At 67.5% G+C, this 25,930-nt stretch carries 24 protein-coding genes; 11 read left to right on the top strand and 13 right to left on the bottom strand.

Features of this window, described 5'->3' with window-relative positions; all coding sequences use genetic code 11:
• Positions 1–1,215 (bottom strand): oligosaccharide flippase family protein (locus tag SFC76_RS16950; RefSeq protein WP_322850585.1); only part of this gene is annotated, 1,215 nt, incomplete at its 3' end.
• A 603-nt stretch (positions 1,216–1,818) separates the two neighbouring features.
• On the opposite strand from SFC76_RS16950, the gene SFC76_RS16945 reads away from it, so the two are divergent.
• Positions 1,819–2,289 (top strand): PilZ domain-containing protein, encoded by a 471-nt coding sequence (locus SFC76_RS16945; protein WP_322850584.1) that lies wholly within the window; start codon positions 1,819–1,821, stop codon positions 2,287–2,289.
• Between the two features lie 47 nt (positions 2,290–2,336).
• On the opposite strand, the gene SFC76_RS16940 is transcribed toward SFC76_RS16945, so the two are convergent.
• Positions 2,337–4,829, bottom strand: a complete 2,493-nt coding sequence (locus SFC76_RS16940; protein WP_322850583.1) for a TonB-dependent receptor domain-containing protein — start codon at positions 4,827–4,829, stop codon at positions 2,337–2,339.
• 540 nt (positions 4,830–5,369) lie between these two features.
• On the opposite strand from SFC76_RS16940, the gene SFC76_RS16935 reads away from it, so the two are divergent.
• From SFC76_RS16935 to SFC76_RS16920, 4 genes are all read left to right on the top strand, one after another.
• Entirely contained in the window at positions 5,370–5,573 is a 204-nt protein-coding gene (locus tag SFC76_RS16935; RefSeq protein ID WP_322850582.1) for a hypothetical protein, read from the top strand.
• On the top strand, positions 5,560–5,712 hold the full coding sequence (locus tag SFC76_RS16930) for a hypothetical protein (protein ID WP_322850581.1): 153 nt from the start codon (positions 5,560–5,562) through the stop codon (positions 5,710–5,712). Before SFC76_RS16935 ends, SFC76_RS16930 begins: the two co-directional genes overlap by 14 nt.
• Positions 5,709–5,939, top strand: coding sequence for a hypothetical protein (locus SFC76_RS16925; protein WP_322850580.1), 231 nt, complete (start codon positions 5,709–5,711; stop codon positions 5,937–5,939). The genes SFC76_RS16930 and SFC76_RS16925 overlap by 4 nt, the downstream gene beginning before the upstream one ends.
• 215 nt (positions 5,940–6,154) lie before the next feature.
• Positions 6,155–7,201, top strand: a complete 1,047-nt coding sequence (locus SFC76_RS16920) for an acyltransferase (protein WP_322850579.1) — start codon at positions 6,155–6,157, stop codon at positions 7,199–7,201.
• A gap of 32 nt (positions 7,202–7,233) precedes the next feature.
• On the opposite strand, the gene SFC76_RS16915 is transcribed toward SFC76_RS16920, so the two are convergent.
• Together SFC76_RS16915 and SFC76_RS16910 are read right to left on the bottom strand one after the other, a co-directional pair.
• Entirely contained in the window at positions 7,234–8,412 is a 1,179-nt protein-coding gene (locus SFC76_RS16915; RefSeq protein WP_322850578.1) for a glycosyltransferase, read from the bottom strand.
• Between the two features lie 41 nt (positions 8,413–8,453).
• The gene (locus tag SFC76_RS16910) at positions 8,454–9,491 is read right to left on the bottom strand and encodes a cell wall hydrolase (protein ID WP_322850577.1); all 1,038 of its coding nucleotides are present in this window, start codon (positions 9,489–9,491) and stop codon (positions 8,454–8,456) included.
• 194 nt (positions 9,492–9,685) lie between these two features.
• Between SFC76_RS16910 and SFC76_RS16905 the strand changes: the two genes are divergently transcribed.
• A complete protein-coding gene (locus SFC76_RS16905) occupies positions 9,686–11,050 on the top strand; it encodes an O-antigen ligase family protein (RefSeq protein WP_322850576.1) in 1,365 nt (454 codons plus the stop codon).
• A 34-nt stretch (positions 11,051–11,084) separates the two neighbouring features.
• On the opposite strand, the gene SFC76_RS16900 is transcribed toward SFC76_RS16905, so the two are convergent.
• The 5 genes from SFC76_RS16900 to SFC76_RS16880 all read right to left on the bottom strand — a co-directional run bounded on the left by SFC76_RS16900 (position 11,085) and on the right by SFC76_RS16880 (position 16,518).
• Positions 11,085–11,708, bottom strand: coding sequence for a hypothetical protein (locus SFC76_RS16900; RefSeq protein WP_322850575.1), 624 nt, complete (start codon positions 11,706–11,708; stop codon positions 11,085–11,087).
• Between the two features lie 7 nt (positions 11,709–11,715).
• Positions 11,716–13,860 (bottom strand): GumC family protein, encoded by a 2,145-nt coding sequence (locus SFC76_RS16895; protein WP_322850574.1) that lies wholly within the window; start codon positions 13,858–13,860, stop codon positions 11,716–11,718.
• Positions 13,861–13,893: 33 nt separating this feature from the next.
• Positions 13,894–15,192 carry an outer membrane beta-barrel protein gene (locus SFC76_RS16890; protein WP_322850573.1) on the bottom strand — a complete coding sequence of 433 codons (1,299 nt, stop codon included), beginning with the start codon at positions 15,190–15,192 and terminating at the stop codon, positions 13,894–13,896.
• A gap of 27 nt (positions 15,193–15,219) precedes the next feature.
• A complete protein-coding gene (locus tag SFC76_RS16885; RefSeq protein ID WP_322850572.1) occupies positions 15,220–15,654 on the bottom strand; it encodes a hypothetical protein in 435 nt (144 codons plus the stop codon).
• Positions 15,655–15,894: 240 nt separating this feature from the next.
• Positions 15,895–16,518, bottom strand: a complete 624-nt coding sequence (locus SFC76_RS16880; RefSeq protein ID WP_322850571.1) for a polysaccharide biosynthesis/export family protein — start codon at positions 16,516–16,518, stop codon at positions 15,895–15,897.
• Positions 16,519–16,711: 193 nt separating this feature from the next.
• On the opposite strand from SFC76_RS16880, the gene SFC76_RS16875 reads away from it, so the two are divergent.
• Complete coding sequence (locus SFC76_RS16875; RefSeq protein WP_322850570.1) at positions 16,712–17,314, top strand: transglutaminase-like cysteine peptidase; 603 nt, start codon at positions 16,712–16,714, stop codon at positions 17,312–17,314.
• A 71-nt stretch (positions 17,315–17,385) separates the two neighbouring features.
• The gene (locus SFC76_RS16870; protein ID WP_041394085.1) at positions 17,386–17,655 is read left to right on the top strand and encodes a hypothetical protein; all 270 of its coding nucleotides are present in this window, start codon (positions 17,386–17,388) and stop codon (positions 17,653–17,655) included.
• Between the two features lie 156 nt (positions 17,656–17,811).
• On the opposite strand, the gene SFC76_RS16865 is transcribed toward SFC76_RS16870, so the two are convergent.
• Both SFC76_RS16865 and SFC76_RS16860 read right to left on the bottom strand, forming a co-directional pair.
• The gene (locus SFC76_RS16865; RefSeq protein WP_322850569.1) at positions 17,812–18,087 is read right to left on the bottom strand and encodes a hypothetical protein; all 276 of its coding nucleotides are present in this window, start codon (positions 18,085–18,087) and stop codon (positions 17,812–17,814) included.
• A 140-nt stretch (positions 18,088–18,227) separates the two neighbouring features.
• On the bottom strand, positions 18,228–19,010 hold the full coding sequence (locus tag SFC76_RS16860; protein ID WP_322850568.1) for a metallophosphoesterase family protein: 783 nt from the start codon (positions 19,008–19,010) through the stop codon (positions 18,228–18,230).
• 201 nt (positions 19,011–19,211) lie between these two features.
• Here SFC76_RS16860 and SFC76_RS16855 point away from each other — a divergent pair, with 201 nt between their 5' ends.
• Positions 19,212–21,068, top strand: coding sequence for a hypothetical protein (locus SFC76_RS16855; RefSeq protein ID WP_322850567.1), 1,857 nt, complete (start codon positions 19,212–19,214; stop codon positions 21,066–21,068).
• A gap of 66 nt (positions 21,069–21,134) precedes the next feature.
• On the opposite strand, the gene SFC76_RS16850 is transcribed toward SFC76_RS16855, so the two are convergent.
• Together SFC76_RS16850 and SFC76_RS16845 are read right to left on the bottom strand one after the other, a co-directional pair.
• A complete protein-coding gene (locus tag SFC76_RS16850; RefSeq protein WP_322850566.1) occupies positions 21,135–23,282 on the bottom strand; it encodes a TonB-dependent siderophore receptor in 2,148 nt (715 codons plus the stop codon).
• Between the two features lie 184 nt (positions 23,283–23,466).
• Entirely contained in the window at positions 23,467–24,294 is an 828-nt protein-coding gene (locus SFC76_RS16845) for a hypothetical protein (protein ID WP_322850565.1), read from the bottom strand.
• Between the two features lie 690 nt (positions 24,295–24,984).
• Between SFC76_RS16845 and SFC76_RS16840 the strand changes: the two genes are divergently transcribed.
• Both SFC76_RS16840 and SFC76_RS16835 read left to right on the top strand, forming a co-directional pair.
• Positions 24,985–25,245 (top strand): hypothetical protein, encoded by a 261-nt coding sequence (locus SFC76_RS16840; protein WP_322850564.1) that lies wholly within the window; start codon positions 24,985–24,987, stop codon positions 25,243–25,245.
• 165 nt (positions 25,246–25,410) lie between these two features.
• Positions 25,411–25,590: a hypothetical protein gene (locus SFC76_RS16835; RefSeq protein WP_322850563.1), complete on the top strand. Its 180-nt coding sequence runs from the start codon at positions 25,411–25,413 to the stop codon at positions 25,588–25,590.
• Positions 25,591–25,930 lie beyond the last annotated feature (340 nt).

Genomic DNA, 25,930 nt, shown 5'->3' with positions numbered 1-25,930 from the left:
CGCGCGCGCGGCCGCGATCCCCGGGATCAGGAAGAACCAGGCGCCGGCGATGACCAACGGCACCTTGACCAGGAAGTCGGTGAGCTGGCGGTTGAAGATCAGCGTCGAGCGGCGCAGCGCCAGCGCCAGCGCGTTGAGCGGCGTCCACAACAGGCCGGGGATGCCGGCGAGCGCCAGCCATTGCAGGATCGGCGCGACCATGTCCCATTTCGCGCCGAGCGCGAGGCTGACGACGGGATGGGCGAGCAGCGCGGTGCCGGCGAGGATCGGAAAGCCGAGCAGCGCCACCGCCGCGAAGGTCTTGAGATAGGCCTGGCGCAGCCGCTCGGGATCGTCGCGCACCGCGACCAGCCCCGCCGACAGCGGCCCGAGGATCGGCGTCAGCAGCACCTGGCCGGGGATCGATGCCAGACTGTCCGCCATGGTGAAGCGGCCGACCGTCGCGGTCGGCGCGAGCCGGCCGAGCACCAGCCGGTCCATCTGCCAGGCGAAGGCGGAGAACAATTGCGCGCCGCTCAGCCAGCTCAGGAAGTTGCGGAACAACCGCCAGTCCTGGAGCGAGAAAGCGGGACGATAAGGCGCGAGGACGAACGACATCAGCGATGCCGTCACCGGCGACAGGATGGTGCCGAGCGCCAGCGCCCAATAGCTGCCCGTCGCCACCGCGACGCCGATCGACACGCACAGCGACACCAGCTTGCCGAGCAATTCGGTGGCGACGGTCCGGCGGAAGTCGAGATCGCGGTTGTACAGCGCCAGCCGCGGGTTGCTGATGCCGCGGAACGCCGGCGCCAGCGCCAGCGCGGCGATCAGCGGCAGCAATCGCGCGTCGCCATAGACCGTCGCGAACGGCCAGGCCGCCGCGCCGATCAGGATTGCCAGGACGACGCCGCGCAGCACGCTGAGCGTGAAGGCGGTGTCCATCATCGTCCGGGTGATGTCGCGCTCGACGAGCAGCACCTGCGACACCGGCAGCTCCATCACCGCCTCGACGATGAAGATCAGGCTCATCGCGATGCTGATCAGGCCGAAGTCGGCGGGCTGGAGCAGCCGCGCCAGCACGATCAGCGCGACGAGATCGATCAGCCGCGACAGCAAGCGCCCGCCGACCGCGAGGATCGAGGCGAGCGCGGTGCGATGCGAGGCGGTCGCCGCGACGGCATTGGTCCGGGTGGCGGCGGCCGGGGCGGGGACGCCCGCCGATCCTAGCGCCACGTCACGACCGCCCCACAAGAGCGGGGGCGCCGACAGCAAAGGCCGCAGGGCAAGCGGCCGCAGGAGAAAGGAGTGTCCCGGGGACGGGGCGCACGGCCGCAACGAACGCCAATACTATCTGCTCCGATGATGACATCGACGGACCGGGACCGACGTGATCCCGAACCGCAAGCCGCGCCGCAGCCGCTTAGTGCATTGATTAGCGGTTCCTTCATCGTCTGTCACCCGCATTGAGCCATTGCTTTCGGCGCGCCGCTGGTTTGATATGGGTCATGAGCGCCATAAAATGCGCGCGCCGCATCGCGGCCGACAGGAGAGGAATGCAGCAGACGGCCCCAGCAACCGCCTACAATCCGCCGCCCAGTATAGTTAACGCCTGTTGACCAAGAACAGATCGACAGGACGTGCGTGCTATGGCGGCGCGGTTACAATGGCCGCGGAGTCCCGCAGCGCGGGATCGGCGATGAGTGTTATCGGCAAGACTCCTCTGTTCATCACTGTCGACGCGACGGGTGCGAATAAGCTGGTACGGCCGGTGAACATCGTTCACACTGTCTTTACCTTTTTTGGCTTAGAGCTATATCCAGAAGATTAGGGTGCGATATGGCGATAACTGCTCAGATCATCAGTGACGACCGCAGCTCGGAACGGTTTCCGGCCGGGCTCAACGCGACGCTGCGCGACCAGGTGACGCGTCCCCACGACGTGATGATCGACGATCTGTCGCTGACCGGCTTTCGCCTGTCGGGCGGCCCGGCGATGGCGCTCGGCAGCGAGGCGTCGATCGGCTTCGCCGGCATCGGCGTGCATCAGGCGCGCGTGACGCGCCAGGACGGCGACGTCTACGGCTGCGAGTTCGTCACGCCGATCACGCAGGAGATGCTGACCCGCGCGCTCACCGCCGGTCCGGTCGCGCCGATCGCCTTCCCGACCGCGACGGGCCCGTCGCTGCTCGACCACGTCCCCGAACCCCATGTCGAACCCTATTCGGGCCGCACCAAGCTGGCGATCGCGACGGTCGCGGCCGCCGCAGGCTGGGCGGTCGCAGCCGGCCTGTATTTCGCGCTGAGCTGATCGGTCAGGGGCGGGGGGATCACCCGCCCGCCCCCGTCCCCGCGTTATCAGAAGCGCAGCACCGCCGACGCCGTGACGTTGCGTCCGGCGAAGGTCCGCGCGCTGGCGATGCCATCCGCCGGAATGTAATCGCGTGGCCGGCCGATCTCGGTGACCGCGGTCACGTCGAACAGGTTTTGGGCGTTCAGCCCCAGCCGGATCGTCGGCGTCACGTCGAACGACGCAAAGCCATTGGTCAGGACGTAACCCGGCATCTTCAGCGTATTGGAGTCACCCGCATAGGATGACGTCGTGCCGGTGACGTTCAGGCCGACGACGAAGCGGCCGGTATCGATCGACGGCGTCGCCTGGAAGACGATCGCCGCCTGGCGATAGGGGATATGCCCGTCGAGCGTCGAATCGACCTCGCTCTCGGAGATGCGGGCATGGGTATAGGTCGCCCCGCCGAGCAGGTGGAAGATGCCGCGATCGAACCCGCCTTCGAATTCGACGCCGTAGGACCGGTAATGGTTCTTCACGAGCATCTGCACCGGGACGGCGATCTCGTTGGTCTCCGCGGTGAGCGCGCGGAACGCGGTGACGTTGGCGAACAGCGGGCCGGAGCGCAGCTTGATGCCGAGATCCTGCTGATCGACGAAATTGACCGCGACCTCGTCGGCGATGCTGCCGTCCTCGCGGACGCCACCCCCGAACAGCAGATGGTCGGCGTTGAAGCGCGCGCCGCGGCTCACCCGCCCGAACACCGCGACATCGTGGACGATCTCGTAATTCACCCCGACCGAATACGTGAGGTAGGACTTGCGGTAATCGACCGGCTGCGCCGCGTTGAGGTCGACGACGGGAACGCCCCGTTCGGGCGTCTGGAAGCGCCCGTCCTGGTTGACGTCGATCATGCCAAGGCGGCTGGGACCGGCGTAGAAGCCGCTGGCCGACGAGATGTTGTAGCGGATGCTGCCACCGACGTTGAGCCCGCCGATCTGGAAATTGGCGCCGAAATAGGGGGCGTCGATATTATAGTCGACGTCGTAGAAGCGCTGGCAGCAATTGCCGAATATCGGTTCGCCATAGGCGATCAGCCCGTTCTGCGTCACCGGCTGGCCGGCGCTGTCGTAGACGTCGAGCAGGGCGGCGCGCCGGCCCTTCGCCTCCTCGAGATAGCTGTTCCAATGCCAGTCCATGCTGAGCTTCTGGAACGACTTGAAATAGCCGAGCGCGATGCTGCCCTTGAACGCGCCGAGATGATAATCGCGGGTCAGCGACAGGATGTTGGTCGCATTGGTGAAATCGTTGAGCGTCACGCCGAAGGTCAGCGCGTAGAGGCCCAGGCCGTTGCCGTTGAGCCGGGCCGGGTCGGCGATCGCCCGACCGGCGTTCGGCCCGCTGGCATAGGCCACCGTCGCGCCGGCTCCGCCGATCCGGCTCGCCAACGTCGCCAGCGGCGCCACATCCGCCGGGAAGGAGGTTATGACGCTGCCCGAATTGCTGGCGACGTTAAACAGGTCGCTGAGGTTGAAGCCGTCGCCCAGATCGAACGAGACCTGCGCGCCACCGCCGCGGGTCTTGATGCGATAGCCGTCGGCGATGTCGGACGCGATCCGGTTGCCGTCGTGCCCGATGGCGACGTCGCTGCGGAAATAGGGCGACAGCGTGGTGCCGGAGCGCAGGTCGAAATTGGAGAATGCCTCGTAGACGGGGTCCGCCGCGGTGCCGGTGATGCGGACCGGCGTCGGGCCATAGAGCGGCGACCGATCGTCGAGGACCTTGACGCTCAGCCGGATGAAGCCGTTGTCGAACTTGCGCGTGACGTTCGCCTTGAACTGGCCGCCGCGCTCGGCGGTATAGCCTGTGTTCCGGAGGCCCTTGCCGATGCGGTAGAAGCCGCCGACGTGGAAGGTCCAGTCGTGGCCGATCGGTGCGCCGTAATCGGCATCGAGCCGGGTGCGGTCGAAGTCGATGCCGCGGCTGAAGCCGATCGACCCGCCGGCGACGTCGCCGGTCTTGCTGATAAAGTTGATCACCGCGCCCGGCGCGTTGCTGGTGAAGGTCGACGCCGATCCGCCGCGCAGCACCTCGACGCGCTGGATGTTGTAATCGGGGCGCAGGAAGGTGTCGGCGGTGGCGAAGGCGATGTCGCCGAAATCGAGCACCGGCAGGCCGTCTTCCTGGAACTGGACGAACTTGGCCCCGCCGCTGGCGGAGGGCAGGCCGCGCACCGCGATATTGGCGTTGGTCTCGCCGCCCGACGATTCCGATCGCAGACCGGGAATGTTGCGCAGCAGATCGGCGCTGCCGAGCGGCGCGAGCCGGGCGAGGTCGGTGGCATCGACCGCGCTGATCGAGATGCTGGTGGTCAGCCGGCGCCGTGGCCGCGCCGTTCCGGTGACGATGATGTCCTTGTCGGGCGGCGGAGCCTCGTCAGCCGATGCCGGCGTGGCGGATGCCGGGGCATCGGATACCGGCACGGTGGTTTGCGCCGAAGCACCCTGCGAAATCAACGTGATCGCAGCCACACCGACCAGCAAACGGGACGTAACGTTCATTCGAATACCTCATGCGACGCCGAAACCTCCTTCGGCCGCATCAATTATAGAGGGGGGCGGGCGACGCCGGTCGGGCGGCGGACGGGCGCAAAACCGCGTTTCGCCCACCATCGACGCCGATGCTCTTGGGAACGTTAGCGCTATCGGCTGCGATTAAATCTCGATGGGCGGGATGCACCCGGCCGTACCGGGTCTTCATAACCCGTCAGGGGGCCGTTCGCCGCCAAGGCTTGGCGACGATGGTTCAGGGGCCATAGACGGCATGCCGGGTTCGATGGACCGGCATCCCGATCAAGCCGAGCCGCCGAAAATATAATAAGCTTTTCAGTCAGATCGTCAGAATACCGTCACAAGACGCCAGTACCAGCGGACTCATTCAAATGGAGTCGATCCGGCAAAGTGCGCATTGGATCGATCATGCAATGCGTACCGCGATCAGCCGGCACTTTCGAAAGACCTGCATGCGACCAGCGCATCGTAGTTGCTTGCCCCGGCTGCAATCCGAACTCCGAAGGGGAAACAACGATCGTGGCCAGCGGCATGAACCGCCTCAAGTCTTCGCTGCGCGCCGCACGTGATTGGCTGCGTAACGAACCGGACAAGGGCCACGCGGCAGATCCCACGATGGCCCGCCCGTCGGATGCTCAGCAAACACCGATGGACGCGCCAGGTCCGGAGATCTGGGATCATGCGCGCGACCGCGCCGAAGAAGCCGATCGCATCCGGCGCAATGGCTACCCATGATCCGGCCCTGTCGATCATCATGACAGCGGACCAGATCCGCCGCGCCCCGAATGAAACGACACCGGATCGCGACCGACTATCGGCGCTCGCCCCGAATGTCCCGGTTACGCCGAAAAACGCAGCAAAGAGAACAGAATGACATCCGAGTTCAAGACCACACAGGCACGATTGGTCCAGGGATGGAATGTCCTCGAATTCGATGTCGGCATCGGTCTGGTCTTCAAATTGGCGAGAGCGGACGGCGACGGCATGGTCGAGATCGTCGGCGACGTTCCGCTGCTCCTGTCACCGGCACACTGCCGTTCGTTGGCGGCGCATCTGATCGAGATCGCCGACCACGTCGAAGGTTCGGCAGGCCACGGCTGAGCGCGTCGGTCGAGCTTGTCGGTCACCCCGTCGTGCGGAACCGCACGCCATATGCCTCGACGGGCAGGGGCGTTGCACGTGATGGGAATGCCCCTATAGGCGGGTGCGTCACGACTGTGGCTGAATCGGGCCTTTTGCCCGCGCCATCATCAAGCCTCTGCCATCGGTACCCTATCCGTCGATGCGACGGGTTGCTCGATCGATTTTGGGAATGTGTGTTGACGATCGTTCAGGGACACAAGCAGCACTTTCTCGTGCTCGACGGCATGCGCGGGATCGCCGCATTGATCGTGGCCGGGCTGCACGCCAGGGAGTTGATGATCGGCGGCCGGCTGCTCGACCATTCGTACCTCGCGGTAGACTTCTTCTTCTGCCTCAGCGGCTTCGTCATCGCCTACGCCTATGAGGGCCGGCTGGCATCGGGCATGCGGTTCGCCACGTTCGCCAAGCTGCGGTTGATCCGCCTGTATCCGATGATCTTCATCGGAGCGCTGCTGGGTGGGCTGGTGCTGATCGCGGGGCGCAAGGACGGCATCATGGTGCCGACGATCATCACGATCGGGACCATGCTCCTCATTCCCGCCGGCTTCTTCTTCGGGAAACAGGCCTATCCCAGCGACAATCCGATCTGGTCGCTGTTTTTCGAGGTCGTCGCCAACATCGTCTATGCGCTGTCGCCGCGATTGTCGGGGCGGTTCTTCGGCACCCTGCTGCTGCTATCGGCGCTAGGCTATGTCGCGATCTGCTACGCATTCGACGGCATGCAATTGGTCGGCTTCGACACCTGGTGGAGCTTCGCGGCCGGGTTCGTGCGCGTGACATTCCCGTTCGCCGCTGGCGTCGCCATCTTCCGTCTCGGCCTGCACCGCCGTAGCGGCGTGCCGACATGGCTGCCGCTGATCGCGCTGCCGGCGCTCCTGCTCGTCCCGATCGCCTCGCAGGCGATCGCCGACGCCGTGATCGCATTGGTGTGCCTGCCGGCACTGGTCGTGCTGGGCGCCCGCACCGCGCCTGCCGCAGCCCTTGCCCCATGGCTCAGGGCATTCGGCGAATTATCCTATCCATTGTACCTGCTGCACCAGCCGATCCTGCGCGTCGTCAAGAATGCACCGCACATCGACGTGGTGCGATCGATCCATCCCCTGTTGCCGCCGGTGTTGGGAATCATCCTCGCCGTCGTCGCATCGGCGGTCGCGATCCGCGTGTACGATCGGCCGGTCCGCAAGCTGCTGACGACGCATCTCGGCCGGGTCGCGGCCTGAGCGCCATCGGGCCCGCCTAGCCCCCCCTGCCGTCAGCGCGCCTCGATCCGCTCCGACGCCAGCACGCTGTCCGCGGCGACCAGCCGTTCGGCGCGCGCCACCTCCGCGGCGAAGTCGCGCAGGAAATTGGCGCGGGCGAAGCGGCTGGCGTTGGCGATCGCCGCCTCGGGGTCGAAGCCGGGCAGCCAGGCGTCGAACCGCTCCATCGCCGCGATCAGCGAGTCCGCGCTCTGCTCGTGGAAGTGGATGCCGGTCTCGCCGTCGATCACCGTCTCGGTGCCGCCGCCACGGCCGAAGACCACCACCGGCCGCCCCGCCGCCTGCGATTCGACCGGGATGATGCCGAAATCCTCCTCGGCGGTGAAGATCAGCGCGCGCGCCTGGGCATACGCAGCGCGCAGTTCGTCGAAGCGCATCCGCGTCGTAAAACGGACGTTGGGGCCGGCGCGCGCCTTCAGCGTCTCGAGCATCGGGCCGTCGCCGATGACGTGCAGCTTGCGGCCGCTGCGGGTGAAGGCGTCGACCGCGATGTCGGGGCGCTTGTAGGGGACGAGCTGGCTGATCCAGACGCATTCGTCGCTGACCGCGTCGCTGCGCTGGAAGATGTCGACGTCGACCGGCGGATAGACGACGCTCGCCTCGCGGCCCCAGAATTTGCCGATCCGCCGGCGGACGAACTGGCTGTTGGCCATGATGACGTCGGGCCGCGACGCGCTCATCCGGTCCCAGGCGCGCATCCGGGGGGCGACCAGCCGCAGATAGAGGCCGGCGAGCTTGCCGCTCGCCTTGCGATAGGCGTGATATTGATCCCAGATGTAGCGCATCGGCGAATGGCAGTATGTGACGTGGACCGCGTCGGGGCGGGTGATGACGCCCTTGGCCGGTCCCGCCTCGCAACTGATGACGAGGTCGTAGGCGCTGAGGTCGAGCGCCTCGAGCGCGGCGGGCATCAGCGGCAGGTATTTCTGATATTGCGTCTTGGCGAGCGGCAGCTTGCTGATGAAGGTGCTGAAGATGCGATGGCGCTTGAGCGTCTGCGACAGCGCGGCCTCGTCGACGACATGCGTGAAGATGTCGGCATCGGGATAGAGGTCGCAGATCCGTTCGAGCACGCGCTCGCCGCCCCGCATCGTCACCAGCCAATAATGGACGATCGCCACCTTGCGCGGGCGGGCCGGGACGCTCTCGCCGGGCGTGGGGTCTACGGTCATCGAATAGGGTCCTGTTGCAAAAGCAGCGCCATGCCGCGAGCTTACTGGGGCAGCGGCAGATGGGAACGCGTGTCGCGGCGATCGGGAAAATAATTGCGCGGCGTCGCTTTGGCGGCCGGGGTCGGCGTCGCGGCGGGGGCCGGCTGGCCGGCGGTCGCACCGCTGCCGCCACCCGCGCCGCTGTCCGTCGCGGTGCCCGTGGCGGTCGGACCGGGATAGGCGGGCAGCGCGAGCGGCACGCCGACGACCGCGCGCGTGTCGACGTCGCTCGCCGGCAGCGTCGGATCGGGCAGCGTCGGCGCGAGCAGCGCCGGGTCGGTGGGCAGCGCCGCGGCCGCGGTGCGGAAGGCGGTATAGTCGTGCGGCTGGCCGGGCAGGCGATAGAAGATATGGTGGCCGAGGATGCCGAGCTTGAGCAGTTCGGGCGCCCATTTCGGGAAGACGTAGAGCGTGTGGTAATGCGTCGCCTGCCCGGCCTCGGCCGACGTCCAGCCGTCGAGCGCGGCGGTGGCGACACCCATCGCGACCTTGAAGCGCACCGGATTGGGCGCGCGCGCGAGCGAACCGTCGCAGGTGAAGCTGAACTGGCAGCCCGTCGGCCGGTCGGAGCCCTGATTGACCACCTCGCAGATCGTCTTGGGATAGCGCGGATGGCGCAGCCGGTTGAGCACGACCTGCGCGACCGCGCGCTGGCCGCTCAGCGGCTCGCCGTTCGCCTCGTAATAGACCGCATTGGCGAGGCAGACGGTCTGCCGTTCGAGATCGGCACCGAGCCAGGCCGCCACGAAGGGCGGCGCCAGCGGGTTGCTGGCATGGCTGAGCGGCAGCGCGAGATTGCGGGCGAGCGCATCCTGCGGCGACAGCTTGAGGATCGCGCTCGGCACGAAGGTGTCGAGCGGCAATTCGTCCTCGGCCAGCGGCGAAGGCGCGGCGACCTGCGTGCGCGCCGGGCCGAAGGGGATGGCGTCGAGGAAATTGCTGTCGTCGTCCATCGTCAGCAGCGCGGTCACCAGCCCGATGACGAGCAGCACCGCGGCCAGGCCCCAGAGCGTCGATCGTTGGGAATGGGAAAGCGACACAAGCGGTCCTCGGGCAAGCGGGGCGGCGGCCGACCCTTAAGCCGATCGTTCGGCGGGTGTCGTGCGCGGGATCGGATCGTTCCCCGCCGCATCGTGCGTTTTCGGGACATTTGCAAGCTGGCAGAGGCGATTGCATTGGCTAGGGTCGTCGCGAACCGGCGGTTGGCCACGGCTCGGTCGGACAGGGGAGGGATATGAGCGTGTTGCCCGATCGCGAGCGTGCCTCGCCCGCACCACCGACATCGGCGCCGCGTCCGCTCGGCTGGGCGGCGCCGGCGCTGGCCGTGCTGGTTGCCGTGCAGATCCTCGCGGGCGGCGCCAATCAGGGCCTCACCAGCGCGATCGCCGCCTTCGCCGATGCGGCGCTCGCGATCGCGGTGATCGCGCTGTCGCCGGCCGCGTCGCGCTTCTGGCGGCTGGCGCGGCTGCCGCTCGCGCTGCTCGCCGCGGCGCTGGCGTGGGCGGCGCTGCCCGGATTGCTGCCGCAGGGGCTGGGCAGCGCGCTCGGCATGCCCGCCAATCCGGCCGCCGATTTGTTCGGCCTCGCGCTCGCCAAGGCGCTGGCGACGACGCTGCTGACCATCGTCGCCGCGCTGCTCGCCTATCGTGCCGGCTCGGCGCGCGGCGTCATACGGGTGCTGACGCTGGTCGGATTGGTCTATGTCGCCTGGGCGGCGGTCGATGCGATCGACTGGCTGTACGACAGCGCGCGCGCGGCGCGCTACAGCGGCACGATCGGCAATCCCAATGCCGCCGGCATCACCTTCGCGGCGCTCGCGCTGCTCGCCGGCGGGCTGGCGCTCGCCCCCGACGAGGGAGCGATGCAGCTGCGCCTCGCCGCGGTGGCGGGGAGCGCGGTGGCGCTGGTGCTGTGCGCGCTGACCGGCAGCCGCAGCGCGGTGCTGCTCGCGCTGCTGGGCGGCGGGCTGCTGCTGGTGCGGCGCTGGCGGCGCTGGCAGGACGGCCGGCCGCCGCTGCGGCTGCTCGCTCCCGCCGCGCTGGCGCTGATCGTGCTGCTCGTGCTGGTCGCGGTGTTCACCCCGGTCGCCGACCGCTCGGCCTATCTGCCCGAGGATGCCGGATCGCGCTGGGCGGTGATCGACCATTATACCGCGGTCGCCAATGCCAGCCCCTGGTGGGGCCAGGGCCTCGGCAGCTTCTACGAAGTCAACCAGCGCACGCTGACCGCGGAGGTCGCACCGCTCTACTGGAATTTCGGCGCCGCGCACAACGCGCCGGTGCAGCTCGCGATCGAGGCGGGCTGGCCAGGGCTGGCGCTGCTGCTGATCGCGCTGGCGGCGATCGCCTTCCAGATCGCGCGGGCGCGGCGCGACTGGTGGTCGGTGGCGCCGCTGTGCGCATTGCTCGCGATCGCCGGCAGCGCGATGGTCGACATCGCGCTCAACGTGCCCGCGGTGGCGGCGCTGTTCGCGGTGCTGCTCGGTTCGGTATGGGGCGGCGCGCTGGCAAGCGGCGCGGCGCGGCGGCCGGTGGCATCGCGGACACCGAAAGCGCCGCGGCGACGCCGTCGCAATACCCCGATGACCGGGGAAGCCTGATCGCCGTGCGCCCGCGCAAGCGGGAGCAGCGGGATCAATGTTTCGGCTGCACCCGCAGTGCGAAGCGGACCGACATCGGCGAACCGCCCATGATGTCGACCAGCCGGTCGTTGAAACGGCCGTCGAGCGCGGCGAGCCATGCCGCCTCGGCGACCGCCGCCTCCTGCGTCGCGGCGGGCAGGTCGCGCCAGTAGCGCGCCGCATAAGCCGCGCGCCAGAAGCCTTCGGCCGTAAGGAAAGGCGCGGCGGCATAACTGGCGGTGAAGGCGGCGAGGCTCGCCGGGGTCGGATGGTCGCCGGGAGCGAGTGCGAACTGGCTGTGCAGCAGCAAGGTCGCCGCGGCGGTCGGCCGGCCGGCATCGGCAACCGCGAGCATCGCGCGGGCATGGGCGAGGCTGGCGCGGTCGGAACCGGGCGGCACCGCCGCGCCGGCCTGCCGCAGCCACAAGGCGGCGAGGCCGATCGCGGCGCGCGGCGGGACGTCGGCGGGCCGCCAGCCCGTCGCCTCGGCGAGCAGGGCGGCGCGCACCGCCGGTTCGGCGTCGCGCGCCGCAGCGACCCGGGCGACGCGCCGCTCGCTGCCGATCGCCATGCCCGACAGGACGAGCGTCACCCCCGCAGCCGCCAGCCACGCCGGCCTCAGGCGGGAGCGGGCCATGCGCCGCTTATTCGTTGTAGTAAGAGGAGTAACGCGCCGAATAATAGAGGCCGCCCATCGCCTCCGACCGGTGATCGACCATCGTCAGCACCGCGCCGAGCACTTCGCCCTGGCTCTGTTCGAGCCCGGCGAGCGCGGCGTCGACCGCGGCGATCGGCGTCGTGTTCCACTTGATGACCAGCATCACCGCATCGGCGAGCCCGACCAGCGTGCGGGCATCGGCGATACCGAGCAGCGGCGGGGTGTCGAGGATGATGAAATCGTAGCGGCCGCGCGCATCGGCGAGCATCGCCTCCATCCGGCCCCCGCCGAACAGGTCGATCGGGGTGAACAGCGACCCCTGGACGAGCAGCAGGTCGAGTCCGTTGACCTCGTCGGGCAGCACCGCCTGCGCCATCGACGCGCGACCTTCGAGCACGTCGGCAAGACCGGTGTCGACCGAGCGGTTGAGCGCACGCAGCACGCCGGCGCGGCGCACGTCGCAGTCGATCAGCAGCACGCGGTCGCCGCTCAGCGCCATGATCCGCGCCAGCGACAGCGCACTGGTCGTCTTGCCCTCGCCGGGCAATGTCGAGGCGAGCGCGATCACCTGCGTCGGCTGGCTCTGGTTGCGCGACACGATGAACGAGCGGATCGCGCGATAGGCCTCGGCATAGACCGTCATCGGCTTGGCGACGAGCGTCGTCGCCGGGTTGGCGACGCGGCGCGCGCGCAGCCGCCACGGCGTCGGCAGGCGCGGCACCGAGGCGACGAACGACAGGCCGAGCAGGGTTTCGATGTCCTCGGGCTTGCGGATCGTCGAGCTCAGCCCTTCGAACAGCAGCACGCCGGCGAGACCGAAGACGAGGCCGATCAGCAGGCCGGCCGCGGCGAACGCCTTGACCTGCGGGAAGGTCGGCTTGGTCGGGATCGTCGCATTCTCGATGATGTTCGCCTGCGGCGTCGAGACGCGCTGCGCCTGCGTCGACTGCTGCGCCGCCTGCGCGAGGCGGGTGTAGGCGGTGCGCTTGGCCTCGGCGTCGCGCTCCAGGCTGCCGGCCATCACCGACGCCTGGTCGTCGCGGGCGACGCCGCGCTGCAGCGTGTTGAGGCGGTTGCGCAGGCTGGCGGCGCGTGCCTCGGCGGACAGCGCCTGGCTGCGCAGGCCGCCGACGACGCGCTGCGCCTCCTGGCGGATCTGCGCGTCGAGCGATTCGATCTGCTGCGCGACCTGGATCGACAGCGGATAGCGCGGACCGTAGCGCGAGCTCAGCTCGGCGCGGCGCTTCTCCGCCTCGGTACGCTGGCGGCGCAGGTCGGCGATGACCCCCGACGACAGCACCGCGGAGATCGCATCGGTGCCGCCGGTGGCATTCTGCCGTTCCGCCACCGACACCGCCGAGCGCGCCGCGGCGGCTTCGGATTCGGCGGTGGCGAGCTGCATCGACAAAGGCGCGATCTGCTGGTCGGTGATCGTGCCGCCTTCGCCGCTCTGGCTGATGCCGCTCTGCGCGCGATAGGAGGCGAGGCGCGCATCGGCGGACTGCACCTCGGCGCCGAGCTCGCGCAGCCGGTTCTGGATCGACTGCGACTGTTTCGCCGCGGTGCCCATCAGATTGTCGGCGGTGCCGGCGACATAGGTGCTGGCATAGGTATTGGCGATCCGCGCCGCCTTGGCGCCGTCGATCGAGCGGATGCCGATGAGGACGAGATAGCTCTTGTCGTCGCGGTTGATCTTGAGGTGCTCGAGCACGCCGCTGGTCGCGCGTTCGATCGCGGTGTTGGCGGGGCCCTTGCCGGCGAATTCGGGATCGCGCTCGAGGCCGAGCTGGGTGACGACCTTGCGCGCGGTGGCGCGCGAGCCGATCACCTGCACCTCGGTGTTGACCGCGGTCTGGTCGGCGGGCTGTTCGGTGCCGTTGCCGAAATCGAGCGGCGAGGCGGCATTGGGGGTGATGCGCACCTTGGCGAAGGCATCGTATTTCGGCGTCAGCATCAGCGCCGTGCCGAGCGCGGCCGCGAACACCACCAGCGCGGTGGCGACCACGATGATCCAGCGCCGACGGATCGCTTCGCCAACCGATTTCAGGGTGACAGCGCGCCGTCCGACGTGACGCGACTGGTCGAAGCGGCTTGCTTCATCTTGCTCGGCCAGCGTGGACATCTTGTTCATACGGTCGCTATTTTCCCTTGGGGGACGACAGCGTTAGCGCTGCAGGACGATTGATAACAGCGCACGGGTTTCGTCGAAAGCCTGTAATCCGACGGTGCCGCGGGCAGACCGGTTGTCGCGCCCGACCAGCAGGCCGAAACCGAAATTGCGGTTGAGCAGATAACGGCCGCCGGCACTGTAGCGGACGATCTTCGACCTGGCGTTCTGGTTGACGAAATCGTCCTGCTCATAGCCGACCTGCGCGTTGAGCAGCAGGTTGCGGAGCAGTTCGTGATCGACGCGCAGCGCGGCCGCAGTCGCGAAGAAGCCGCTGCTGGTGCCGAAATAGCTGTCCTGCACGGTGCGGCGGACGTTGAGCCCCACGGTAGTGAGCTGGGTCGGGAAATATTCGATCTTCGCTTCCGCCGACACGCCGGAGATGTCGCGGTAGATCGGCGAATCGTAGCGGCGGTTGACGTAGCCGACGCCGATGCCGCCGCGGACCAGCGCCGACAGATCGAAGCTCGCGCCCCCGATCACGTTGAATTCGTTGGAATCGCGATTGGGGATGCCGGTGGTCAGCGGATATTTGTAGGTCGTGTCGGTATAGCCGCCCTGCACGAACAGCGAGGTGTCGGGCGACACCGCATATTCGCCCCGCGCGGTGGTGCGCAGCAGCACCTGGTCGCGGCCCTGCTGGCTGATCAGCCCGCCCGAGAAGGAGCGGACGTCGGAGAAATCATATTTGTCGACGCTGACCGCGACCTGGCCGCGGATGCGCGCGCCGGCGAAGGCGCTGCCGACGCTGGCGGTGGTCTGCTGGAACTGGATCGCTTCGGCGGCATCCTGCGGCGAGGCGGCGGACGAGCGCGGCTCGGTCGAGCGCGCGGTGCGCAGCAGGGTGTTGAAGGTCAGCGAGCGCGTCGCGTCGAGCCGGCCGCTGGCGTCGAGATTGTAATTGGTCTCGTTACGCGGCGTCTCGCTGGCGAAGCGGCGCAGGCGGGCGCCGGCGTTGAAGTTCAGCTCGTTGGTCGACCAGTTGCTGTTGGCGGCGATCGACGGCGCGATCAGCGCGTAGACGTCGCTCTGCTTGTTGTTGTCGACCTGATAGGCGTTGTCGCTGAAGCCGGCGCCGAGTTCCAGCTTCGGATAGAGCAGGAACGTGCCCGCGCGCACGCCCTGCGCCTGATATTCCGGCCGCTCGCGCTGGAGGACGCTGGTGTTCTTGCCGCGATCGAAGTCGAGCGGCAAATTGGGCAGGACCAGATTGGAATCGGTCGACTGCGCCTGCGCCACGCCGGCAGCGAATGGCATCGTCAGCATGCCCGCCAGGGCAACAAAGGGCAGCCGCATCGAAATACCTGTCATCAAAGTCATCAATTAAAACGAGGCGTAATTGGAGCTGCCCCCGCCGATCCCGACGGCGGGACCCTGGGCAAGCGTCGCACCCGGGCCACCCACCGCGGCGGTGCCGTAGCGGTCGCAGCGCGAGGCGTTGGTCAGCACGTCGCGCAGCGCCTCGACGGTCGGCTTGGGGCTGCGCGGCGCGTCGAGCGCCTCGTGCAGCGCGGCGACGACGACCGGGCAATTGGCCTGGCTCTGATCGACCGTGTAGGCGATCTGCGCTTCGAGCTGGTCGCGACCCGCGGGCGCGGGGACGCCGGCGATCGTCCGCATGATCTCTGTATAGAGCGCAATGACGTTGGGATCGTCGCGCGACACCACCGGCGACAGCGGCGTCACCGGGATCTGAGCGTCGCCGCTGGCACCCACGAGCGACAGCGTCGCCGCCATGCCGAACAAAACCAATCGCATAGCTGAACCCCTTAGTTGACAAGCCTGTGTCACATAACGCCGCAATCGGCAATCATATGGCATGGCCCGGCCAACGCTCCGTCCGATTTCGGGACAATAACGGCCCTATCGCGGGGCTCCGGCAGCGAAAGGGGTCGTCGCCGGGTTGCCGGGACCGATCGCCATTCCGCTTATGGACTATTGTAATTCCTCCCCCGCCAGGGGGAGGAATTACAGCTAAACCCCGACTGTCGATCGGGCCTAGAACAGACGCTCGCGGATACGGATCGTGTCGCCGGGGCGGACGCGCAGATCGGGGGACAGCGGCACCGTCTCCTCGGTCGCCTCGCCGGCGTGCTTGACCACCACCGACTTCTTGCTGGCGCGATAGGTGAAGCCCTCCGCGGTGGCGACCGCGTTGAGCACGGTAAGCCCCGAGGAATAGGGATATTCGCCCGGCTTGTTGACCTCGCCGAGGATGTAATAGGGCCGGAAGGTCAGCACGTCGATGCTGACCCGCGGCTCGCGCAGATAGCCGTCGGCGAGCTTGCGCTGGATGGTCGCGGCAAGCGCGGTGGTGGTGACGCCGGCGGCATCGACGTCGCCGATCAGCGGCAGCGACAGCTTGCCGTTGGCATTGACCAGGAATTCCCCCGACAGCGACGGTTCGTCGAAGATCAGGATGCGGATCTTGTCGGCGACGCCGAGCCGGTAGTCGTCGGTCGATGCGGTGACGCCCGCCGGGCCGGCCTGCGCCGAGGCGGTGACGCCGCCAGCGGCGGTGGCGGCAGGGCGCGCCGGCGTGCTGGCGGTGGTCGGCGCGGTCTGGCCGGAGGCGAGCGCGGGGCCGCAGCCCGCCAGGCCGATCGCCGCGATCAGGGTCATCAGGATTTTCATTCGCCGGACTTCCCCATTTGCCACTCTATCGCTCGAACGACCGCCGCAGCCGCGGTCCCAATCGGTTAAGGCTAGCGCAGGTCGCGATTATTGTCACCTGTCCGGCACGCCCCGGATCGCGCCCTTTCTGGGACGCCGCAGGAATTTTCCTTAACCTTCCCAGCGTATCCTGCGTGGCGAGATGATCACCGCGCCCTCCTCGACCGGCCGTATCGCGGCCCTCCTCGCCGCGGCGCTGGCCGTGCTGTCCGCCGCCCCGGCGAGCGCGAGCCGCCCCGATCTGTTCATCGCGCTCGCTCAGCCGATCACCCCGCCGCGCGGCTTTGCGGTGATGTGCGAGACGCGCCCCGATCTGTGCAGCAACCAGCCCTGGGCGGGCGAAACCGAGATCACCGACGACCTGCGCCTGCTCGACGAGGTCAACCGCACCGTCAACCGTCATGTCCGCCAGGAAAGCGACATGCGCGCCTACGGCCGTGCGGAAGTGTGGACGCCGTCGGGTCGCGGCCGCCGCGCGGTCGGCGATTGCGAGGATATCGCGCTCGAAAAGCGGCTTGAGCTGATCAAGGCAGGCTTCCCGCCCGACAATCTGTTCCTCGCCGTCGGCTATGCGCGGCGCATCGGCCTGCACGTCGTGCTGGTCGCGCGCACCGGCTCGGGCGATCTGGTGCTCGACAGCCGCGCCGCGGGCATCCGCATGTGGCGCGACGTGCCCTATAGCTGGATCGGCGCGCAGTCGGGGCAGGACCCGGCACGCTGGTTCGGCATCCAGCGCAAGTCCTGACGGAACTTACCCCGCGCTCGGCGATTGACCCCCTTCGGCTTTCAAGCCGTTCGATAACAGGGGTAATTTCGATGAAGAAGATGGTGGTTCTCGCCATGGCGGCCGGTCTGGCCAGCCTGTCTGCCTGCAATTCCAGCCCGCGCGAGCAGGTTGCCGACAATATCGAGGCGAACAGCGAAGCGGTTGCCGACAATCTGGAAGACGCCGCGGACAATGCGAGCACCAGCGCAGCCGAAGCCAGCCTCGAGAACAAGGCGGATGCGGTCCGCGCGACCGGCCAGAACCAGGCCGACGACATGCGCACCAACGACCCCGACACCAATCTGTCGAACGGTATCTGACGGCCGGCGAAGTTCCGGGTCAGGCCGGGCTGTTTCCAAGCACAGCTCCGGACTGGGGGGCGTCCGGTCAACCGGGCGCCCTTTTTCGTTGCGCCGCGGCGCACAGCGGCCGACCCCGCCCGCCACGGATGGCGGACGGGGCCGGATCATCACAGCTTAGTTGCTGTCGGAATTATCGTCTTCCTTGTCGCTGATCAGCACCGCGGCGCCAATCGCGATGCCGGCGACGATCACCGCTGCGGCGATCGGACCGATGCCGGCCCCGGCGAGCTTGCTCGACTTGCCGGCGGGCGCGCCGACACGATGTGCGGACGACAGCGACAGCGCGCTGGCGGCATTGGTCGGCGCAGCGACGGTCGGCGCGGCGCTGGCGGCGATCGGGCTGGCGACGAGGGCGAGCGTCGAGGCGCCCAACATGACGGATTTAAGCATAGACATACTCCCGGGTGCGTTTTCGGCGAAAATCGCCGCCCGATCTAACGCGTCAGGACGCCGGCCTGTACCGCCTAAGACACGGATTTTTTGCACTGCGGCGGAACCGGGACGGGGGCAGGGGGCCGGCACCGCGGGCGCTAGCCGAGCGGCGGGCTGACGATACGCGGGCGGCCGTCGCTCGCCTGGACGAGCCATTGCTCGCCGTCTTCCAGCCCCAGCGCGGTGAGGCAGCCGGTTTCGTGCGCGCCAGTGTCGATGCCGATGCGGTTGCCGCCGAGCCGCGGCACGCCGGGTTCGACGGTGTGGCCGTGGACGATGACCTTCTCGTGGCGGCGCTTGCTCGACAGGAAGGGTTCGCGGATCCACAACAGATCGTCGGGGTCCTGGCGGGTCAGCCGGACACGCGGGCGGATGCCGGCGTGGGTGAAGAAATAATCGCCCAGGCTCCAGGAATGCGGAAGCTGGTCGAGCCAGTCGACGATCGCGCCGTCGAGCGCCGCACGCAGCAGCGCCAGCGTGCGGGCGCTGTCGAACGGCCGCCCGCCGACCGGCACGCCAAGCCCCTCCAGCGTCGGGCGGCCGCCGAATTGCAGCCAGAAGGCGAGCGCCTCCTCGTCGCCGCGATAGACGTCGACCAGCGCCGCCTCGTGATTGCCCTTCAGCACCTTCACGTCCTCGGCATCGGCGTCGGCGAGCGAGAAGACCTTGAGCAGCGTCGCCGAATCCCTGCCGCGATCGATGAAGTCGCCGAGGAACACCAACGTCACCGCAGCCGGCGGGCGGGCGAGGGAATCGACGCGGATCGCCTCGAGCAGGCGGATCAGCAGGTCCGCCTCGCCGTGGATGTCGCCGATCGCATAGACGCGCCGGCCCGCGGGCAGGCACGGTTCGGTCGCGGGGCGGCGGCTTCGGAATACCATTTGGACAACCAGACATGGCCGCGGGCGGACCGACGGGGAGCGAGATCGGGCGGGAAAAGGGGAAATCGACGCCGGGCGAAACGGGGCGGAACGGCGAGCGGCTCCAACCATCATATCCGCCGAGCGGCAACCTATATTTAACTCGGCGCCCCTAAGAGCTTGAGAATAATCTCGAGTTGGATCGTCATGCTGAACTTCCGAATGACTCTTGCGACGTGCAGCGTGCTGCTGCTCGGTGGCTGCGGAGGAGGCGGCGGAGGTGCTGCCGGTGAAAGCGCGGCCGGCTCGTCCGGTGCCGTCGTCGTGGTTCCCGCCGCGACCCCCACGGCAACGCCGACGCCCACCGCGACCCCGACCCCGACCGCGACCCCCACGCCGACCCCGGTCGCGACCACACCCAGCGCGATGATCCTCGGCGCCGCCACCGCCTTCGGCCAGCAGACCTGGGACTTCTCGATCCTGCAGACCGCCAGGACGCTCGGCACGGCCGCCGTGCGCGACGGCGTCGCCTGGACCGAGATCGAGAAATCGCCCGGCGTCTATCAGTTCAACTCGGCCAAAGTGAGCTGGATCAACAACGTCAGCGACGGCGGCTTCCCGGTCACCTTGCTGTTCGACAACACCAATCCGCTCTACGACGGCGGGCAGACGCCCTATACCGACGCCGGCCGCGCCGCCTACGCCAAGATGATCGTCGCGACGCTCGACCATTTCCCCAAGGTCAAGACGATCGAGGTCGGCAACGAATACAATGCGTTCAACTTCGTCACCGGCCCGGTGCTCAACGACGGCTATCCGGCGCGCCAGAAATATTATTACGAGACGCTGAAGGCGGTCTATACCGCGGTCAAGGCGACGCATGCCGACGTCAAGGTGCTCGGCGGTGCGGCGCTCGCGATCCCGGTCGGCTATTTCAAGCCGTTGTTCGCGATGGGCGGGCTCAACTATATGGATGGCATCGTCGTCCATCCCTATACGACCGACGCCGAACAGCTCGACAAGCAGCTCACCGTCCTCAAGTCGGCGATGGGCGCCAATGCCAAGCCGATCCACGTCACCGAATTCGCCAAGGAGCTCGACAGCGTCGTCGACACCGCCGACTATCTGGTCAAGAGCGTCGCGGTGATGGCGACCGCTGGTGTCGCGGAGGCCGATTGGTACGCGCTGCGCCAGCAGGGCGGCCCCAACAACATCTGGTACAAGAACGTCGCGCTCGCCTCGTTCTCGGGCGCGGTGCTGCCGCCGGGCCAGGGCTATAAGGTCATGGCGACGCAGGTGCTCGCCAAGGGCGCGGGGCGGCGGATCGCCACCGATCCCTTCGTCTACGCCTATCAGTTCGGCCAGAATGCGATGGTCGTCTGGGGCGATCCGCGCAGCCTGACGGTCAAGACCGGTGCGAAATTCTACAACTCGCAGGGCGTCGAGATCGCGCAGCCGGCGACGATCGACGCCAAGTCGCCGACGATCATCGTCAGCGACGGTCCGCTGGTCTATGGCGACACCGTCGTGCTCGGATCGAGCCGGCTCGTCGCCGACAGCTACGACCAGTTCGACTTCACCAATTCGCTCGACGGCTCGACCAAGTTCGAGGGGCCGTGGACCTATTTCGCTTATGGCGTGCGGTCGCAGGCCTATACCCAGGCCTATACGCAGGGCGGGGGCGAGGTCGCGAGTTCGGACTGGATGCCCTATATCGGCATCGACTGGCTGCGCCCGTTCAACATCAACGCCAATACGGTGAGCCCGGTCGACTATAACACCGGCGGATCGCCCGACGCCTATAAGGCGATCCTGCGCTACACCTCGCCTTATGACGGCAAGTTCGACATCAGCGGTGTCTGGGACGTCAACGCCCAGTCGGCGGATGGCATCGACGTCCAGGTCGTGGTCAATTCACAAACCGTGCTGGCGACGATCTTCAACGGCCATTACGACATGAGCCTCAAGGGCATCAGCCTCAAGCAGGGCGACGTGATCACCTTCGTCGTCGGGCCGAACAAGAATGCCGCCGGCACCGACACCACCAATTACCGGATCAAGATGTACCGCGCGTCCTGATTGGCGCCTCGATCCAACGTCCCGATGAACGGGTCGCCGGCACCCCGCCGGCGGCCCGTTCGTCCGTTACCAGGCGAGCCGCACCGACAGCGAGCCGTTGATCGCCTCGCCGACGTTGGTCTGCGTCCAGTAATGCGCGTCGGTCAGGTTGTTGACGTTGCCGGTGACGATCACCGGCTGGCCGCCGAGCCGCGTCTGATACTGGAAGCCGGCATTGGCGACGGTATAGCCGGGGATGGCGAGCCGGTTGTCATTGTCGGTCGGTGCCGGGCCGATGTAGCGGACGTTGCCGAACAGGCTGAACCCCGGCAGCGCGGGCGGCCGGTAATCGGCGTTGCCGGTCACTTGCCATTTGCTCGTGCCGCCGGGGACATGACCGAGCATGGCGGCATTGTCCGACGCGACGGTGCGGATGCTGGGGTCGAGATGGATCGCGCCCGCCCCCAGCCGCAGCGCCGGGGTAAGCTGATAGCGTGCGGTCGCCTCGATGCCCTTGTAGAGCGTGAGCCCGTCCTGCGTCAGGCGCCGGCGATCCCCCTCGGTCAGATCGATCGGCTCGACCCGTTCGATGCGGAAGGCGGCGGTGGTCAGGCTGAGCCCATCATGCTCATATTTGCCGCCGACCTCATATTGACGGCTGATCGTCGGTTTAAGCACCTCGCCGGCGTTGACGTAGATGCCATCGACCCGGCTGCCCGGCTCCAGCGCCTCGGCATAACTGGCGTAGAGCGTGGCATAGGCGACCGGCTTGTAGAGCAGCGCGACCGTCGGCGTCAGCGCAGTGGCGCGGTAGCTCGAATCCGTCGCAGGATCGTCGTCGGTGTCGGACAGGCGATAGAGATTGTAGCGCGCACCGGCCATCGCCTGGACGTGGTCGCCGAAATGTAGCGTATCGCTGGCGAACAGCGCCCGCTGCTGGTCGCGCGACGGCGAGCCGTCGGTGCCGAAGGCGATCGCGCGGGTCACGCGGAACGGCTGGTCCCGGTAGAGATTGCCGTTGAAATCATTGCCCCAATGCGAGTCCGCTGGGCCGAAATCGCTGAGGTTCGCCTGCAACGACGTGCCGACGACGATCTCGTGCCGCACCGGCCCGGTCGCGATCGCGCCCTGCACCAATGCCTGCCCGAAGTGGCTGCGGCCCAGCGAGGCGAAATTATAGGCGAAGCCGCGATAGTCGCCGGTCTGGTCGAGCAGGTTGATGAACATCTTGTTCGCATGGTGCAGCTTGCTGGTATAGCCATAGGTCAGCCGCACCGACCAGTCGGGAGCGAAGCCCCAATCCAGCCCCGTCGCGGTCGCCAGCGTCCGCGTCGCGTAGAAGCTGTTGGCGATGTTCAGTTTGCCATAATCGTACGAGACGCGCGGCAAGGCCGTATCGGTATATTGAGACCAATAGACGCCGAACGGCTCGTGGCGCAGCGTGCTGTCCTCGTAGCTCGCGGTCGCGAACCAGCGCAGGTCGGGGGCGAGGCGATAGTCGAGCGCCAGCGCCGCGACCAGGCGGTTCACCCCGGCGCGATTATAGGCGTCGCCCTTCTCGCCGGCGAGGTTGAGACGATAGCCGAACGCGCCGTCGCGGGTCAGCGGCCCGCCGGCATCGAGCCGCGCATAGCCGATACCGGCGGTGCGATAGCCGATCTCGGTGGTGAGCAGCGGCGCCGTCGTCGGCCGCTTGGTGCGATAGCTGATCACCCCGCCCGGCGACCCGAAGCCGTACATGAAACCGGTCAGCCCCTTGAGCGCGGTGACGCTCTGGATCGGTTCGAGCGCGAAATCGCCGCCCCAGTACAGCGCCATCGGCACGTCATCGACGTAATAGTTGCGCACGCCGATACCGCGGATCTGCGTTCCCCACCAATTGGTCGAGGCCGCCGGTGCCGATGACGAAACCGAGGGATCGTCGGCGAAGAGCTGGCCGATATTGGTCACCTGACGGCGCAGGATGTCCTCGGCATTGACGACGGAGAGCGAAAACGGCGTGTCGAGCAAGGGCTTGGCGCCGAGCGCCCCGGTGCTGACGATCGTCGCCTGCCCTTCCTCGTCGTGCACGCCGGTGACGATGATGTCGTGGCGGTCGTCCGGCGTGACAGTCTCCTCCGCCGTGGCCGGCGGCTGGCGGGTCTGAGCGGCTATCGTCGCCGGGAATGCGACAAGCGCCGAGGTGGAAAGAAGATACGCATAGACCCGATACATGCTGTTACGCCCCCGAAACATCGTGGCGCCCTATGCAACATGATATTGCGAGTCAAACGCGTTAAGCTCGCTTGGTAATAGATGCTTGAGAAGAAAGGTTTTACTCACGCGCATCGGCAGGGACAAATGTGATCGCCGGCCGGGAGCAGCGTCCGGATGTCGGTCCCAAAGCCGGCTGCGCCGACGCGAAACGGCGCCCGTGCGGTCAGATCGCGGCGGGAGCGGACGTGGTACCCGATGGCGAGGCGAGCGCGCGATCAATGGCGTCGGCCGCCGCATCGCCGTCGTCGCCGTCCTGTTCGTGGCGGCGCCGCACGCTTGCCTTGAGGTCGCGGGCGAGCGCGCGTGCGTCGCGGGCGAAGGCGGCGTCCGGATCCTCGCCGACGGTGACCGCGACGCTGGTCACCTCGCTCACTTTGGTGACGGCGCTGGTCAGGTCGACGGCCTCGGTCTCACGCTGCGCGGTCGCGGCCTGTACCGCCGCGGCATGCTGCACGTCGCCGCGGGTGGTGGCGAGCGCGGCCGCGGCGACCAGCACGGCGGGATCGGTCGGGCTGACCGCGTTCGGCGGGACGGTCGACGGGGCGGTGTCCTTGATCGGATCGATGTCGATCGCGCTAAGATCGATCGGCGTGCCGCCGACGCTGATGAATTCCTGCACCGAGGCGGCGAGTTCGCGCGCGATCTGCGTCACCGCCTGTCCGTGCCGGGCGGGATCGCCGGTGTGCATCATCTCGACCAGATGCAGTTGCGCCTTCAGATCCTGCAGCTTCTGGCTGGCATGCGCGCGCGCGATCTCCGCATCGCGCTTCACCGCGCGCAGCGTCTCCAGCGTCTCGCTCGCGGCCGATACCTTGTGCGCGTCCGGGCGCTGCACGGGATGCGGCTGCTGGGGATCGATGCGATTGGGGTCGATGGGGGCGGCATCGACCGTGTCGTCGGTCATCGCAACGACCGGGATCGGCGCGATCGGCGGAATACCGGATTGCTGGAGATCGGCGAAAACCGCCGGCGGGGCGCTGCCTATCTTCATGGCTCCATCATAGGATGGAATCCGGACCGGCGGAAACGCGACCGGCATCGCGCGCCCGACGGCACGCGCTACCGCGGCGCGGCCACCATGGCCACGCCGCGACGTCAGATCAGAATACGGTCGCGATGATGCCCGCCCAGAGTGCGGCGGCGATCGGCAGCGCGATCAGGATGCCATGCGCACCGAAGGGGTGACGCTCGGCCTCGGGGTAGTTGAAAATACGCATCAGAACCTCTCCCAGCGTTTTCGCTATAGGAGGTTAACGTACCAATTTGGGAAAGGGGTTCAAGGGGTAGAACGATCTTTTGTTTTTTTGGCATGGGTCACCCGCACCGCGTTGCAGCGACCACATCTCGAAATCGTCGTCCCGACCCTCGCCGTGGCAGGCTTGTGCTGCCATCGGTGGATGCCGTGCCGGCAGAGAAATCTCAGCACGCAAACGCCTCACCTTGCTTGGGCTATCCGTATCCAAACACACGGGTTTTTACCAGCCATTGCGGGTCGATCGCGTCTCAAAACGGGGCGATGCGAGGGGCTGGTTGGGGCCGTTGGGGTGGCGGGGATGGCGCCTTGGCAAAGGCGCGTGGGCGCTACGTGAAAATCCGTACCCCACCGCAGTTTCTCTGTCCGCCGGCCGCTTAAGGGCGATTTTCGTGATTCGGGTATGGCGGATGGTAGCTGCGATTCGGGTTGGCCTTCCGCCCCTATGTCGGCTTCGGCCTGCGCGCGCAGTTGCAGGGCCGCAAGCCCGAGGCTTTCTGCGGCTATGCTGGGGCGCCGCTGGTGCTTGGCGCCTTCGGGGCGCAGCGCGCGCCGCTGGTCGGCACCGTCTCGGCAGGGGTCGGCTATCGCGTCAACGATGGGATCGAACTGTTCTCGACCGTCGAGGCGCAGACCGGCCGCGACGACCACCGCGAGAGCATCGCGACCGGCGTGCGCCTGCGCTTCTGAGCCCGGCACTTTCCGGAAGGCGCCGCTCGGCAGGCGGCGACGGACGCCGGTCCTTTGGACCGGCGTCCGTACCGTTCCACCCCGGTCGGCGGATGCGGCTGCATCATTCGGCGAATCCGTTCGTAGCTTGCCATTCGCATGCCGCGACCGCGAAGGAGCCCGTTATTGTCCGACCCGTCCGCGCCGATCGATTACGCGCAACTGGCGCAAGCCGAATTGGAACTGGCCGCCCGTTCGCCGAACAAGGAGCGCCGGCGCGCGCACCTCGACCAGGCGGCGATCTTCGCGACGCTGGACGAACGGCACCGCGCCGACCGCGAGGACGGCAACCGCTCCGTCGGGTGAGCCGTGCCGAGCCGGTGACGGCTGCTGGAGATGATCTGAATGTCGCGGCAGTGTTTCTTGGCCTGCTCGCAAGTCTCTCCGTTCGATCAAGCCACCTTAAGCTTCCTTAAGGCCCCTTTATCGGGTCGCTACAGTAGCTTAGCCCCATTGTTGCACCCTCTTAAGAAACCTTAAGACTCGTTTGGACGGTATTACCCTCTTTTTCCCAGACGCTTACCGCAATGGCTCGCCGTATAGGGTGTGCAAAATCAGGAACTGCCCCGCCGTCTGTTTCCTTGTTCTGCCCGCCTCGCACCGGGATGGCCGGCGTAGACCAGAGCGGGGCAAATTCGACGACAGG

Origin of the sequence: Sphingomonas sp. CD22 (assembly GCF_034556155.1) — a bacterium.
Classification (GTDB): domain Bacteria; phylum Pseudomonadota; class Alphaproteobacteria; order Sphingomonadales; family Sphingomonadaceae; genus Sphingomonas.
This window is presented reverse-complemented; position numbering and strand designations above follow the sequence as displayed.